Consider the following 12501-nt stretch of genomic DNA (forward strand, 5'->3'; position numbering starts at 1 on the left):
TGTTCACGCGGGCCGCAGCATTCCAACGCCGAGCGCAGCAAGCCCAAGGCGTCCTGTAAGTCGAGGCAGTCCTCACGGCCGCGCGCCTTCCGGCAGACGAGGGACCGTGCTCTCTCCAGGACAGCAGCGGTGAGACCCCGCGCCATGGGCAGGAAGTCAGCCGGCACGCCCGGCTTTGATCTAGACCCCACGGAGGCACCCCCGAGCAGCGACAGGTGTGCACGAGGCGTCACTGTGTGCAGCAGCGACAGCAGCAGGGGCGACGTCCGGGCGGGTGACCGGAGGCGGAGTGCTACGAGACTCCAGCGCACCGCCAACGATCACCACGGGCGGTGTCATCCCCAGTAGACCCAACACGACGAGCGCCAGGCCCTCCCGCGACCGGACCTCACGCGTCTGACGGCGGCTCATCACGCGCACCCGCCGCCGGCCATCGCGTTCAACGGCGCCCAGCTGAAGAACAACTGCGCACCGTGGCGCCCGAGGTGATCCAACTCCGGGTGCCGGAATTCGGAGGCCGGGGACAAAGCATTGGGCCACCGCGTGATGACTACCTCGACCTCGCCGCGCTCGGCCATCTCCCGCACCTTGAGCCAGCCGGCACGCCTCTGCGGCACTGGCTCGCCATACCGATCCACAATCTCGGCAACGATCCGCAGGCCGTTTTTGACAGCGAAGTCGCGGCCCTCCTGCACCGCGCGCTCGTGCGCCACACCAGGAACATCCTGGCTACGCGACGCACAGATGTAGAGAACGGCTGGAGTGCTGGTCCTGGTCATCGCGAGCCTCCTGAGCAGGGGCCGGTGAGACCGCATGGCGTAGCGGTCAGAGGTGATTGCAATTGGTCGCCCGGTGGACATGCGCAGCAGCTTCGCGGCGACGGTGGTGTCGCCCAAAGGCCCAGCTGATTACCCAACTTGGGTAACATCACCAGCCTTAGAGTGCTGACATCTCGTAGCCTTCAACCGCGGGAGCCTGCCTGATGCCGAAGCCGCCCCAGCCGCGAGAGCTTCCCGGTCGGCTGCTCACTGATCCTGAGATGGTCGATGCCTGCCGAGTCCGGGACTTCAGCAGGGTTTTCCGGCTGGTGAAGAAGCACGCCGGCATTTACCCGTCGATGATTGCCCGCCTGTGCGACCTCACCCCGAGCCGCGTGGGGGAGGTGATGGCCGGCGAACGCCGTTTGCAGCACATGGAAGTGATCGAACGCATCGCGGATGGGTTGCACATCCCCGGTCACATGCTCGGGTTGGCCCGGCGGACCTGGGAGACACCCGCGGCCCTCACCGTGATCGAGCGAGAGCCGGCTCAGCCACCCGCGGCGACAGAACAGCTCAAGCCCGTGGATCTCCCCGGATCCGACGTGGACAACATCCTCGCCCTCACTTCGCCGACCGATCCGAGCCTTTCCACCCTGCAAGCGTTGCGGGCATCGATCGAGGACTACTGGCGCCGCGACGATCAGCACGGGGGAGAGGTCCTCAGACCAGCAGTGGTTGGGCAACTTCGGTACGTCGTGGACCTGTTGGGCACGAGCAGGTCCCGGTCCATCAAGGACGACTTGTACGGGGTCGCGCCGGAACTTGCCCGCCTCACCGGCTGGACGCACTTCGACGCCCGCCAGTACAACCAGGCCCGCGCCTATTTCACGCAAGCCCTGAAGCTTGCCAAGGAAATCGACGACCGGCAGTTCATGGCCAACGTCCTTGCCTGCATGAGCTTGCAGGCGACGTACCAGGAGAAGCCCACGGACGCTCTGGCCTTCGTGCAGGCCGCGCAAGATGCAGTCCGCGGCGGCGCCGGATCGACTCCGCGCGTCCAGTCGATGTTGGCCATGCGAGAGGCGTTTGCGCACGCCTCACTGGGCAGCCGGGCCGCCACCCACACGGCGATCTCCGAAGCGCACCGCCAGTTCGAACTGATCCGCACGGACGACCCGGACCCCACCTGGGTGTCCTACTTCGACGAGCCCAAGCTCATCGTGGACACCGGCATCGCACACGGCCAGCTCGGCGAAGCAGCAGCGGCTGAACCCCTGATTGCTGACGCCGTGCGCAGAGAGCACGGCACCAACCAGCGGGGACGCGCCTTCCACGCAATCTGGCTGGCCCGCACCCAACTGCAGCAGGGCAAGCTCGACCAGGCATGCCACACCGCTACAGAAGCTCTGGAGCCCGCCTCAGCGGTCGCTTCCGAACGGCTGGCCGGCCACCTCAGAGAGTTCTACGGACAGCTGACTCCGTACCGGGGAGAGCCCGTCACCACGGCCTTCGAGGCACGCCTCAGAGAAGTGCTCCCCACCTGAGTTAGCTGAGTCAGCGAGCCGCATCATCCATCAGCACGTAGAGCAGACCCACGAGCGAACCGCTGCTCACGACCTCCCGGCGGTCGATCATGGCGCGTGCTTCGGCGAGCGGAACCCACTCGATGCGGTCGGATTCGTTCTTCTCGGTCGGAGGCCCGACGTAGGTCGCGCTGTCGGCCCGGAAGACGTGGTGCTGCGAGTCCGTGATCCCGTTCGCCGGCTCCGCATAGATCAGCGGCTTCAACGGACCTGGACGCCAGCCGGTCTCTTCGAGAACCTCACGCGATGCTGCCTGCTCGGGCGTCTCCCCCGGCTCTATGAGGCCCATGGGCAGCTCCCACGCCCAGGAGTCGGTGATGAAGCGGTGGCGCCACATCATCAGGATTTCGCGACGATCATTGAGTACGGCAGCCACGGCCAAGTGACGGAGTCGGACGACATGGTGCTCCCAACGGCGTCCGTCCGGCTGCTGGACATCCACGAGGCACAGATTCACCCACTGGTTCGTGTAGATCTGCCGTTCGCCATGGGTCTTCCACTGCATTAATGCCGCCCCTCTCGCCAGATGGCCCCAGCATCTCAGACGAGGCGCGATGGCTGTGCGGAGCCAGGCGGTAGAGGGGAGGGCTGGCGATGAAGTGCCCGTCCCACCCGAAGGGGAAGGCGTTGGTGTGCCGCCAGCGGCGGGCGAGGTGTTGTTGGCTTGGTGCCGCTCCTCCGGACTTCGTCCTGCGGCGCGGCCCCCCGTAGGGGATGGGAAAACGTAGGTGGGGCCGGGCGTGATCCTTCACACCCGCCCCCACGGCCACACTCGAAGGCGTACAAGAACCGCCGCAAGGGCACCCGCAGTCCCCGTGGTGTCCGGACCGGGTTACTTACGAGAGCGACCAGCCTGTGCTAAGCCAAGAGGTGCCCGGTCCGCGGCTTGGCTAGATGGATAGGCAGGCGGTCGAGGCTACCATCGGGTTGACGCCAATCTGCGTCAGTTGGAGGACGCACATAGTAAAGCCAGCGTTTGGCGTGTCCGCCACACGACAGGCCTCCTGCACCTTCGGCCCGGCCTTGTAACCAGCCTTTTGAACAACACGCTCGCAATCTATAGGTGCGGCGTGCGCAGGAGCGCTTGTAACGAGCGGAAGAGCAGCAGCCGCTACCAGTACCCCGGTGGCGCTAGCCAGGCGACGCAATGATGTCTTGCGCATGAGGTCCCCCTTCTTTGGTCGAACACCGACCCCCGGCCGGTGCGTCGGTAATGTTAACACTCCAGCGCATCGGCAATTGGCGGATACAGACCGGGAGTTCGACCGGGCGCGCTAGCGGACGGACGCGATACCGCCCGGGATGGGCTGCGATGGAATCGAGGCAACGTTCTCGCCTACTTGGGAAGTTGGCCACGTGTCGGCGCAGACCGTCCCTGAGTCTGGGGCTTCTCTGGACTGTATTTGGCGGTCGTGTACTCGGTGTCTTTCGTCTTCACCTCAGCGGTCTCAGCGGTCCTACTGCTGGTGCCGCCGGAGGGTGAACCGGGAATGGTGGACTGGCTTATTTCTGCCTGTTCGCTGGCGGTCTTGGCTACCTTTTCAGGCCATTCCTGGGATTGGGCATGACCTGATTCCTTCTCTCGGCCTCCGGCTTGAGTTATGTGGAGGCGTCGAAGGGCGCACCGGATGTGTCAGTACCCTGCTGATGCTGCGGGCCATGCGCTTGAGATCCTGCTGCTGGGCGAGGGCGTAGGAACTCCTTCGAGGTTGGGCTTCGCGTTTCCGGTCGACGCCACGTCCGCCTCACCACATAGGACACGGTCTAAATGGTGTTGCAGAACGCTTGGTGGCGGGCATTTTCCCTCCACGGGTGGGGTGGCCGGGAGGCGGCTTCGGCGGTTTGGGGTGACGTGGATGTGGGCGAATGGCTGGGTAGTGACGGCAACCCTGACGGCAACGACGGCACACAGCGACCGTCAGGAACAGGCAGCGGTACAGGTGCGATGGACCCGGGCAGCGGTACTGCGCTGACCTGCCCAAAGCTACGGATCAGAAGGTTGCAGGTTCGAATCCTGCCGAGCGCACAGCAGGCCAAAGCCCCCGCCGGGTAATCCGGACGGGGGCTTTGTCGTGCCGTGAGCGAACTTCGGATGGACGCCGAGGGCGACCAGGAGCGAGCTGCAGGTGTGCCGCGTGTTCCGCAGCGGGATGTCCCGAAGGCCGGCCCGGCGAGCCCGCAGTGCGAACATCCGCGTCAGGTTTCCCGGCTCGATCGGTGTCCCGTACTTCGTCGTGAAGACGAGGCCGTCCGAGGCGAAGGTGCCGGCACCGGCTGAGGTCGCGTCACCGACGAGCTGGGAGCCGTACGACCTCACGGGCGGCACGCTGACAGCTGCACCGGCCGCGCCCGATGGGTCGGGCGGGAAAGCGCTCGGCAGGGCGTGCCGTGATCCTCAGGACGGGGGTGAGGGCGACCGGTGGGCGGAGCCGAGTGACAGGCCGAACCTCGGCGCGCGCCCCGTTGGAGCGGCTTCGGACGGTTTTCGAGTTCGATTTGGGACCATGGCCATGTGAACGGAAATCCGGTTTTCGGCGGGGCCGAGCCGGTAGATGCGCTTGAGGTGGCGCCGACGGCCCGGACTGCGGTGGCATGGCTGCCGCCGCGGAAGCTCTGGCCGGTGATTCAGGACATCCGCTGGGAGCACGATCCGCAGGTGCGGCGGTGGCCGCCGCATGTGAATCTGCTGTTCGGCTTTGTGCCGGAGGAGGCGTTCGCGCGGGCCGTGCCGCTGCTCTCCGCCGGGGCGGCGCGGAGCACGGCGTTCACGGCACGCCTGGCCGGAGTGCGGTACTTCCGGCACCGGCACTACGCGACGTTGTGGCTCGATCCGGCTGCGGCGGACCCAGCGCCGTGGGCCCGTCTCTATCGGGAGCTGGGGCTGCGGTTCCCGCTCTGCCACGGGCGCGACGGCCGCTTCACCCCGCATCTGTCCCTCGGTCGTACCCAGGAGCCGAAGCGCCTGGCTGTCGAGTGCGCTGTCCGGCTCGGCACGCTGTCGGCGGTGGTCGAGGAGGTGGTCCTGCTCTCCCGAGGCGGCGAGGGGTCCATGCGGCCGCGGGCCGTGATCGCGCTGGGCACGGGCGAGGTCCGGCGACCGCAGGATTGCTGGGGGGCGTCCGAGGGCTCGCCGTAGGCCCGGAAAGCGTGTTGGGCATCAGGCGGTGCCGGCCGTTTCCCTCAAGGAGGATGAGGGGGGTGGGGATCCACGGCCTGGCAACATAGTCCCGAGGTGGCTCCCGGGGACCTTTGTGCCCACCCCCCTTGACCGCGGACCTCGAAGGTTCTCTGACCGGTCTCACTCCACCAGGCAAACTAGCAAGCGGCACTGACAACGGGCCGGCGCCAAGGGCGAGTGACGGGTGCCTTGTTGCGGTACGGCAAGGAAGCACCGGAACCCCAGCTAGCGGTTCGATTTCGCGTCACGGAACCTCGCCGGGGGTACAGCCGAGGCGGCCGGAGCCACTTGCATTGGTTGCGGCCGCCCAGCCGGTGGCGGTGGCCATCACGGCCCCCCTCACTCAGGTGAGTTGGAGCCGCTGACGGAGGTACCTCCGCATCCACCGTCCGTAACTACTTTCCGCCCCCGATCAACAACGGTGCTTACGCGCCGAGGTGGTGTACGCCCGCGCGTACTCAACGAGCCGAGCCCGCGCACGCGCCCACAAGCCGTGGCGTCGATTGGCGTACAGCAGTGAAGTACTGCAACCCCCGCAACCCCAGCAACCGCCCATGATCGGCAGCCACCCGTACGGACCGAAGGGCGGGTTCCACGGCCTCGGTTGACTCATGGGCCGGCAACCGGGCAGCCGGTGCCGTTGCGCCGGCGGCCTTGACCGGTCCACGTGCAGCGGTCGGTGGAACTGACGGATCGCTCGACAGGATATGTCGGTCACCGATATATATAGGTGTCATGAGTGACCGACCACTTCAGGAGCCGACGTTGCTCCTGCTCACGGCGTTGGCCGATGAGCCCAGGCATGGCTATGGACTGATCCAGGAGATCGACGCGATCTCTCAGGGGCGCGTGCGGATGCGCACCGGCACCCTTTACGGCGCGCTGGACCGGCTGCTTCAGCAAGGGCTGATCCGGGTCGAGCGGGAGGAGGTCGTGGACGGCCGGGCGCGCAAGGTTTACGCCCTCGCCGAGGCCGGCCGGGGCGTGCTGGCCGCTGAGACGGAGCGGCTGCGTGCCGTGGTGGCCGAGGCGGAGCGCCGGTTGGCCGCCCGTCGCGTCCCCGTCACCCGCCCGAAGGGAGCCCTGGCATGACGCAGCAGGACAGTTCGCGCCTTCTCCGCTGGGCGTTGCGCTTTCATCCGGCCGCCTACCGCGCCGAGCACGAAGCCGAGTTGAGTGCGATCTATGTGCAGGCGACGCAGGACGCCGGCCCGCTCGGCCGACTGCGTGAGGCGTTCGACGTCGCCGGTCACGGCCTGCGGCGGCGCACCGGACTGGGCTCCGATCGGATGGCCGGTCAGGTCCTGGCGCAGGCGGCCCCGCTGGCTGTCGCCGTCGCGGCGGGCGGCAGCGTGGCGAACCTGTTGTGGCTCTTCGCGCCCGGCAACAAGATCCTCCCGTCGTCCTCGCTCCCGGGTGTGCTCGTCCTGGTCAACCAGGGCCTCATGCCGCTGCTCTGGCTGGCGGCGCTCGCGGCCGTCTGGACGGGGCGCTGGACGGTGGCCCGGGCCCTGGTCGTGCCGGCGACGCTGCTGCGGATGGTCGACCTCCCGCTGCTCCTGGCCGCCCACCCCGCCGGTACTGGTGCTCTCCACCCGAGCGGGGTGCTGCACCTGGCCGTGCCGTTGCTCACCGGCGCCGTCGTCCTCGCCGCGCCCAGGGATCTGCTCGGCTCCCCCGGGGCGCGACACGGTGCGATCGTGGGCACCACCGCCTTGGCGGTCCTGCTGTGGGCGGCGCAGCTATTCAACGTCTATCAGCCGGTGCCGCTGGGCGGCCCCCGCACCACCCAGGCGCTCTGGGCCGGGGTTCTCGCGGTCGCGCTGCTCCTCAGCGGGCGTGACCGGTTGCTCGCCGCGGGGCTGGCGGTGGCGGTGTTCCCCGGCGTTCTGCAGAGCACGGTGCCCCTGCTGTATCCGCTCTCCCCGGTGGGTGCGGTCGCCCTGCTCCTGGTGGTGCTCAGCAGCGCGGTGTCCCTCCTCCGTGCCCACCGGCGCCGCGTGCGGGCCGCACCGCCGAGCGCGGCGTAGCGGGTTCGGGGCCCTCGGCCGAGCTGACCGTACGGCGGCGCTTCCGTAGCCCCGGGCTGTGCACTGTCCCCGCCTGCGGGACAGCGGCACGGCTCGGCGGTGGCGGGGGCGGGGTCATACGATCGGGAGGGAACTTCTTCTCCGGGAAATTTGTGATGTCTGACGCCACGCCTGATGCGCTCGACCAGCGGCTCGATGTCATTGCGCGGCATCCGTTTCGTGCGAAGTTTCATCTGCGGGGGCGTGAGCGAGCCACGGCCGAGCTGGGTGGGCCGTCCACGATGCGGTGGCACGCCTACGACCTCATTGCCAAGCGGCTGGCGCCCGCCGAGCCGTACAAGGACGGCAAGCAGACGCCCTACCGGGGGCATCCGGTGTTCGTGGCCCAGCACGCGACCGCTACCTGCTGCCGTACCTGTCTCCAGCGGTGGCACGGGATTCCCAAGGGGCGGGAGCTGAGCCGTGCGGAGCGCGCCTACGTGGTGAAGGTGATCTGTCGCTGGATCGAGCGTGAGCTGGGGGGCTCCTCGGGGGGAGCCGGCAGGGGCCCGGCCGAAGGGTGACGGGAAAGCGATTAGGCGTTGGCGCGGGAGTCGCGTAGTGTTCGGGGAACCGACGCGGGGTGGAGCAGCTCGGTAGCTCGCTGGGCTCATAACCCAGAGGTCGCAGGTTCAAATCCTGTCCCCGCTACTGACGCCGTAGGCCCAGTGGACTTTGTCCGCTGGGCCTACGGCTTTTTTGTGTTTGCGGCAGGGGTCAGATGTGGGTGGCGGGTGGTGGGGCGGTGTAGTGGGCGGCGGGGCCGGTGGGGGCCGCGGTGAGGTGGGGGCTGAGGAGGAGGTCGTCGTCGTAGTCGCCGGTGTTCTGGTGGCGGAAGGGGAGTGGGGTGGTGGTGGGGAGGGTGAGGAGGCGGTCGCGTAGGCGGGTGGCGGCGGTCGCGTAGGCGGTGGGGGTGGTGCGGTCCGCGCCGGGGATCAGGAGGGGCGGGAGGACGGACATCCCGGTGTACCAGAGGGTGCCGTGCTGGAGGGGGAAGAGGAGATCGTTGAGCTCGCCGTTGACGCCGCGCGGGCCGAGGGTCGCGGCGCGGGCGCCGGCGGTGGTGATGACCATGGCGCGCTTGCCGGTGAGCCTGCCGTCGCCGTAGCGGCGGGGCCGGCCGCTGGCGGGGTCGGTGAGGCCGAACGCGAAGCCCTTGATGAAGACGCGGTCGAACCAGCCCTTGAGGATGGCCGGCATTCCGTACCACCAGAGGGGGAACTGCACGATCAGGGTGTCCGCCCAGGTGAGCTTCTGCTGTTCGGCCTCGATGTCGGGGCTCAAGTGGCCGCCTGTATAGGCGCGTTCGGAGGCGGCGCCCACCAGGAAGCGGTCGGCCGGGTCGTGGTCGTAGTCGGCGGCGTCGACCACCGGGTTCCACTTCATGGCGTACAGATCGGAGACCTGGTGCTGGTGGCCGTGGGCTTCCAGGAGGCGCAGACCTTCGTTTTTGAGGGCACCGCTCAGGGAGCGCTGGTCGGGGTGGGCGAACAGCCAGAGGACCTTCATGCCTCCACTGTCGGCCGGGGTGCTGAGGCGGGACGAGTGGCCGGATGGCCATAGTGTGCAAGGATCGGGCCATGGGTGGTGTGAGCGGAACCGGCGGTGTGAACGGAAGCGGACTGCCCGGAGGCGCCGGGCGCCGGCACCGGGTCGCGGTCCTGGTGCGGGACGGGATGCTGCCGATCGAGGTGGGCATCGTGCACCGGATCTTCGGCGAGGCCAGGGCGGCGTCCGGGGAGCGGCTGTACGAGCTGGTGACCTGCGCGTTGCGGCCCGGCGAGGTGCGTACGGACACCGACTTCACGGTGAATGTGGCGCACGGCCCGGAGGCGCTGGCGGCGGCCGACACCGTGGTCGTACCGGCCTCCGGCAGCGACTACGACCTGGGCGAGGAACGGTGCGCCGGCCTGCTGAGCGAGGGGATGGCCGACGCGCTACGGCGGATCCGGCCGGGGACGCGGATCGCGTCGATCTGCACCGGGGCGTTCGTGCTGGCCGCGGCCGGGCTGCTGGACGGGCGGCGGGCCACGACGCACTGGCGCTCGGTGGACGACTTCCGGCGGCTGTTCCCGAGGGTCGAGCTGGACGCGGACGTGCTGTACACGGATGAGGGGGACGTGCTGACGGCCGCCGGGGTCGCCTCGGGGATCGACCTGTGCCTGCACATGGTGCGGTGCGATCACGGGGCGGCGGTGGCCAACGACGTGGCGCGGCGGACGGTCGTGCCGCCGCACCGGGAGGGCGGCCAGGCGCAGTACGTACGGCGGCCGATGGCCGAGCCGCAGGTGTCGTCGACGGGTGCGGCACGGGCCTGGGCGCTTCAGCACCTGGACCGGCCGCTGTCCCTGCGGGAGCTGGCGGCGCGGGAATCGATGAGCGTGCGGACCTTCACCCGGCGGTTCCGGGAGGAGGTCGGGATCTCGCCGCTCCAGTGGCTGACCCAGCAACGGATCGAGCACGCACGGCAGTTGCTGGAGGAGACGGACCTGACGGTGGACCGGATCGCGGCCGAGGCGGGCTTCGGGACGGCGGCCTCGCTGCGCCAGCATCTGCAGTCGGCGCTGGGGGTGTCGCCGCGGGCCTACCGGAGCACGTTCCGGGGGGCTGTGGGGGAGAGCCTGGGGCTGGGAGCTTAGGGACGGGCTGGATTTGGGGGCGGCCCGCAGGGGGCTGCTGGTCGGCGGGGCGTTGTCAGTGGGTGGTCGTACGCTGGCGATGTGTGGCGATGTACGGGACCGCGCTGGTCAGGTGGTGGGTCACGATCGGGGCCCGGAACGGGGTCCGGGTCGGGGGCGGTCGCGGGGCCGGGGACCGAGGGGCGGTTCGGGCAGCGGCTGGGGTGGTACTGCGCCGAGCGGGGTGAGGAACGGGTCAGCATGCTGCCCGCGGGCAAGGTGCTGGCGTTCGCGGCGCAGGGGGAGCGGCGCTGCCTCGGCGTGCGGCGGGCCGGCCGCTGGATCGTGTGCCCCTATGCGGCGGAGCTGGACGGGGCGAGTGCCAGGGACCAGTGCGCGCGCTGCGCACAGTTGGATCGTTCGCGTTCGGTGGCCGCGGACACCATGGCGGACGATCCGCGTCCGTACGGCGTCTATCTCGCGTACTTCGGGCCCGGGCTGCTCAAGGTGGGGATCACGGCCGCCGAGCGGGGGCCGGCGCGCCTGGTGGAGCAGGGGGCGGTGGCGTACGCGTGGCTGGGACGCGGGCCCCTGATGGCGGCGCGGCGGGCGGAGGCGCTGCTGGGGAGCGCGCTGGCGGTGCCCGATCGGTTCGCGAAGGAGGCGAAGCGGGCGGCGCGCGGGGCGCTGCCGCCGGTGCCGGAGCGGGTCGCCGAGCTGCGGCGGTTGCACGCGGCGGCCACCGGGCTGGCCGGGTGGCCGGAGACGCTTGAAACGGCGGAGTTCGCCGCTGTGGACCATACGGAGCTGTTCGGGCTCGACCGCATTCCGGGCGAGGTGGCCGCGCTCGGCGGGATGACGGCGGGTGCGGAGATCGTGGGGGAGGTGCTGGCCGGGGTGGGGTCGGATGTGTATCTGAGGTTGGCCCCGGCGGGAGCAGGTGAGGTGGTGGCCGTGATGGATGCGCGGGTGTTGTCGGGGTGGGTTCTGGGGGCGGCCCAGGGGCGGGCGACGACGGTTCCCGTGCGGGCCGGGGCCTACGGGGCGGCGGAGCGGGAGGAGAAGGAGGAGGGGGCGCAGGAGGGGCTGTTCTGAGGGGCGGCGCCGGAGGGGCGGCGCGGGCTGGGGTTGCTCGGGCTGGGGTTTCGGGACTTCGTGGGGGAGGGGACTGTGGATGGCCTGTGCAGGGAGAGGCGGAGGGCCGCACGCCGGTTGTGGGGGTCCGCCGGGCTGACCTGTGCGGGGTGGTCGGTGGGGCGCCTGTGGGGTTGCGGGTGGGGCTACTGTGCCTGCTGCGGGGTGCTGGGTGGTGTGCCCATGTGGTGGTGGAGGGTGCGCCGGTGAGGTGACGGGGAACGCGGCGGGAGGGGGCCGGAGTGGCGGACGGTGATGAGCAGGTCGGCGCGTTCTGGCGGCAGTTGGGGCTGCCGGGGCTGATCGATGTGCATACGCACTTCATGCCGGAGCGGGTGCTGGCGAAGGTCTGGGCGTACTTCGACTCCGCCGGGCCGCTGGTGGGCCGGACGTGGCCGATCGCGTACCGCTTCGAGGAGGACGAGCGGCTGCGGGTGCTGCGCGGCTTCGGCGTGCGGGCGTTCACGTCGATGGTCTATCCCCACAAGCCGGGGATGGCGCAGTGGCTGAACGGCTGGGCGGCCGACTTCGCGGCCCGTACGCCGGACTGTCTGCGCACCGCAACCTTCTTCCCCGAGGACGGCGCCGAGGCGTATGTGCGGGCCGAAATCGAGGACGGCGCGCGGGTCTTCAAGGCACATGTGCAGGTGGGGGCGTACGACCCGGCCGGGGTGCTGCTCGATGCGGTGTGGGGCGCCCTCGCGGAGGCGGGCGTGCCGGTGGTGATCCACTGCGGGTCGGGGCCCGCACCGGGAAAGCACACCGGGCCCGAGCCGATCGGCCGGCTGCTGGCCCGCCATCCCCGACTGCGGCTGATCATCGCGCACATGGGCATGCCGGAGTACGCCGATTTCCTCGACCTCGCGGAGCGCTATCCGGGCGTGCACCTCGATACGACGATGGCCTTCACGGACTTCTCCGAACAGACCGCGCCGTTCCCCCGGGCGGAACGCGGCCGGCTCGCGGAACTCGGCGACCGGGTGCTGTTCGGCAGCGACTTCCCCAACATCCCCTACGGGTACGCCCATGCGCTGGAGGCGCTGACCCGGTTGGAGATGGGTGAGGGGTGGCTGCGGGGGGTCTGTCATGGGAACGCGGCGCGGCTGTTCGGGGTGTGAGGGGCCGGGCCCCGCGGGTTCAGGTGCCGGGCCCCGCGGG

Annotated in this window: 11 protein-coding genes, 1 tRNA gene and 1 pseudogene; 9 read left to right on the plus strand and 4 right to left on the minus strand. The window is 69.7% G+C overall.

Translation table 11 applies throughout. The annotated features are described in order from the left end of the window. Positions 1–410: 410 nt before the first annotated feature. A complete protein-coding gene (locus tag OO62_RS29245) occupies positions 411–896 on the minus strand; it encodes a hypothetical protein (RefSeq protein WP_228332490.1) in 486 nt (161 codons plus the stop codon). A gap of 86 nt (positions 897–982) precedes the next feature. On the opposite strand from OO62_RS29245, the gene OO62_RS29250 reads away from it, so the two are divergent. Beyond that, positions 983–2305, plus strand: coding sequence for an NsdA family TPR-like regulatory protein (locus tag OO62_RS29250; RefSeq protein ID WP_033270642.1), 1323 nt, complete (start codon positions 983–985; stop codon positions 2303–2305). A gap of 10 nt (positions 2306–2315) precedes the next feature. On the opposite strand, the gene OO62_RS29255 is transcribed toward OO62_RS29250, so the two are convergent. Next, on the minus strand, positions 2316–2849 hold the full coding sequence (locus OO62_RS29255) for an NUDIX hydrolase (protein WP_033270643.1): 534 nt from the start codon (positions 2847–2849) through the stop codon (positions 2316–2318). A 1575-nt stretch (positions 2850–4424) separates the two neighbouring features. Beyond that, a pseudogene (locus OO62_RS41905) lies at positions 4425–4595 on the minus strand (site-specific integrase); the annotation flags it as partial. Positions 4596–4931: 336 nt separating this feature from the next. Here OO62_RS41905 and OO62_RS29260 point away from each other — a divergent pair. From OO62_RS29260 to OO62_RS29280, 5 genes are all read left to right on the plus strand, one after another. Beyond that, on the plus strand, positions 4932–5480 hold the full coding sequence (locus OO62_RS29260) for a 2'-5' RNA ligase family protein (RefSeq protein WP_228332653.1): 549 nt from the start codon (positions 4932–4934) through the stop codon (positions 5478–5480). A gap of 777 nt (positions 5481–6257) precedes the next feature. Further along, positions 6258–6614 (plus strand): PadR family transcriptional regulator, encoded by a 357-nt coding sequence (locus tag OO62_RS29265; RefSeq protein WP_033270645.1) that lies wholly within the window; start codon positions 6258–6260, stop codon positions 6612–6614. Further along, entirely contained in the window at positions 6611–7552 is a 942-nt protein-coding gene (locus tag OO62_RS29270; RefSeq protein ID WP_033270646.1) for a hypothetical protein, read from the plus strand. Before OO62_RS29265 ends, OO62_RS29270 begins: the two co-directional genes overlap by 4 nt. Before the next feature lie 155 nt (positions 7553–7707). Continuing rightward, entirely contained in the window at positions 7708–8115 is a 408-nt protein-coding gene (locus OO62_RS29275; protein WP_033270647.1) for a DUF4186 domain-containing protein, read from the plus strand. Positions 8116–8168: 53 nt separating this feature from the next. Continuing rightward, positions 8169–8242: transfer RNA gene (locus tag OO62_RS29280), tRNA-Met, on the plus strand. Positions 8243–8308: 66 nt separating this feature from the next. On the opposite strand, the gene OO62_RS29285 is transcribed toward OO62_RS29280, so the two are convergent. Further along, positions 8309–9100, minus strand: coding sequence for an NAD(P)H-dependent oxidoreductase (locus tag OO62_RS29285; RefSeq protein WP_033270648.1), 792 nt, complete (start codon positions 9098–9100; stop codon positions 8309–8311). Positions 9101–9171: 71 nt separating this feature from the next. Between OO62_RS29285 and OO62_RS29290 the strand changes: the two genes are divergently transcribed. The 3 genes from OO62_RS29290 (at position 9172) to OO62_RS29300 (ending at position 12461) form a co-directional block, all read left to right on the plus strand. After that, positions 9172–10230, plus strand: coding sequence for a GlxA family transcriptional regulator (locus tag OO62_RS29290; RefSeq protein WP_228332491.1), 1059 nt, complete (start codon positions 9172–9174; stop codon positions 10228–10230). A gap of 240 nt (positions 10231–10470) precedes the next feature. Then, positions 10471–11304 carry a DUF2797 domain-containing protein gene (locus tag OO62_RS29295; protein WP_051733706.1) on the plus strand — a complete coding sequence of 278 codons (834 nt, stop codon included), beginning with the start codon at positions 10471–10473 and terminating at the stop codon, positions 11302–11304. 281 nt (positions 11305–11585) lie between these two features. Beyond that, a complete protein-coding gene (locus tag OO62_RS29300) occupies positions 11586–12461 on the plus strand; it encodes an amidohydrolase family protein (protein ID WP_033270650.1) in 876 nt (291 codons plus the stop codon). The last annotated feature ends 40 nt before the right edge of the window (positions 12462–12501 follow it).

This window comes from Streptomyces lydicus (assembly GCF_000717345.1).
Taxonomy (GTDB): Bacteria; Actinomycetota; Actinomycetes; order Streptomycetales; family Streptomycetaceae; genus Streptomyces; species Streptomyces lydicus.

What these genes read in the sequence shown, in the direction of transcription:
- OO62_RS29250 (WP_033270642.1), top strand. Translation starts at nt 983, where the DNA reads ATGCCGAAGCCGCCCCAGCCGCGAGAGCTTCCCGGTCGGCTGCTCACT.
- OO62_RS29255 (WP_033270643.1), bottom strand. Translation starts at nt 2,849, where the DNA reads ATGCAGTGGAAGACCCATGGCGAACGGCAGATCTACACGAACCAGTGG.
- OO62_RS29265 (WP_033270645.1), top strand. Translation starts at nt 6,258, where the DNA reads ATGAGTGACCGACCACTTCAGGAGCCGACGTTGCTCCTGCTCACGGCG.
- OO62_RS29270 (WP_033270646.1), top strand. Translation starts at nt 6,611, where the DNA reads ATGACGCAGCAGGACAGTTCGCGCCTTCTCCGCTGGGCGTTGCGCTTT.
- OO62_RS29275 (WP_033270647.1), top strand. Translation starts at nt 7,708, where the DNA reads ATGTCTGACGCCACGCCTGATGCGCTCGACCAGCGGCTCGATGTCATT.
- OO62_RS29285 (WP_033270648.1), bottom strand. Translation starts at nt 9,100, where the DNA reads ATGAAGGTCCTCTGGCTGTTCGCCCACCCCGACCAGCGCTCCCTGAGC.
- OO62_RS29290 (WP_228332491.1), top strand. Translation starts at nt 9,172, where the DNA reads ATGGGTGGTGTGAGCGGAACCGGCGGTGTGAACGGAAGCGGACTGCCC.
- OO62_RS29295 (WP_051733706.1), top strand. Translation starts at nt 10,471, where the DNA reads ATGCTGCCCGCGGGCAAGGTGCTGGCGTTCGCGGCGCAGGGGGAGCGG.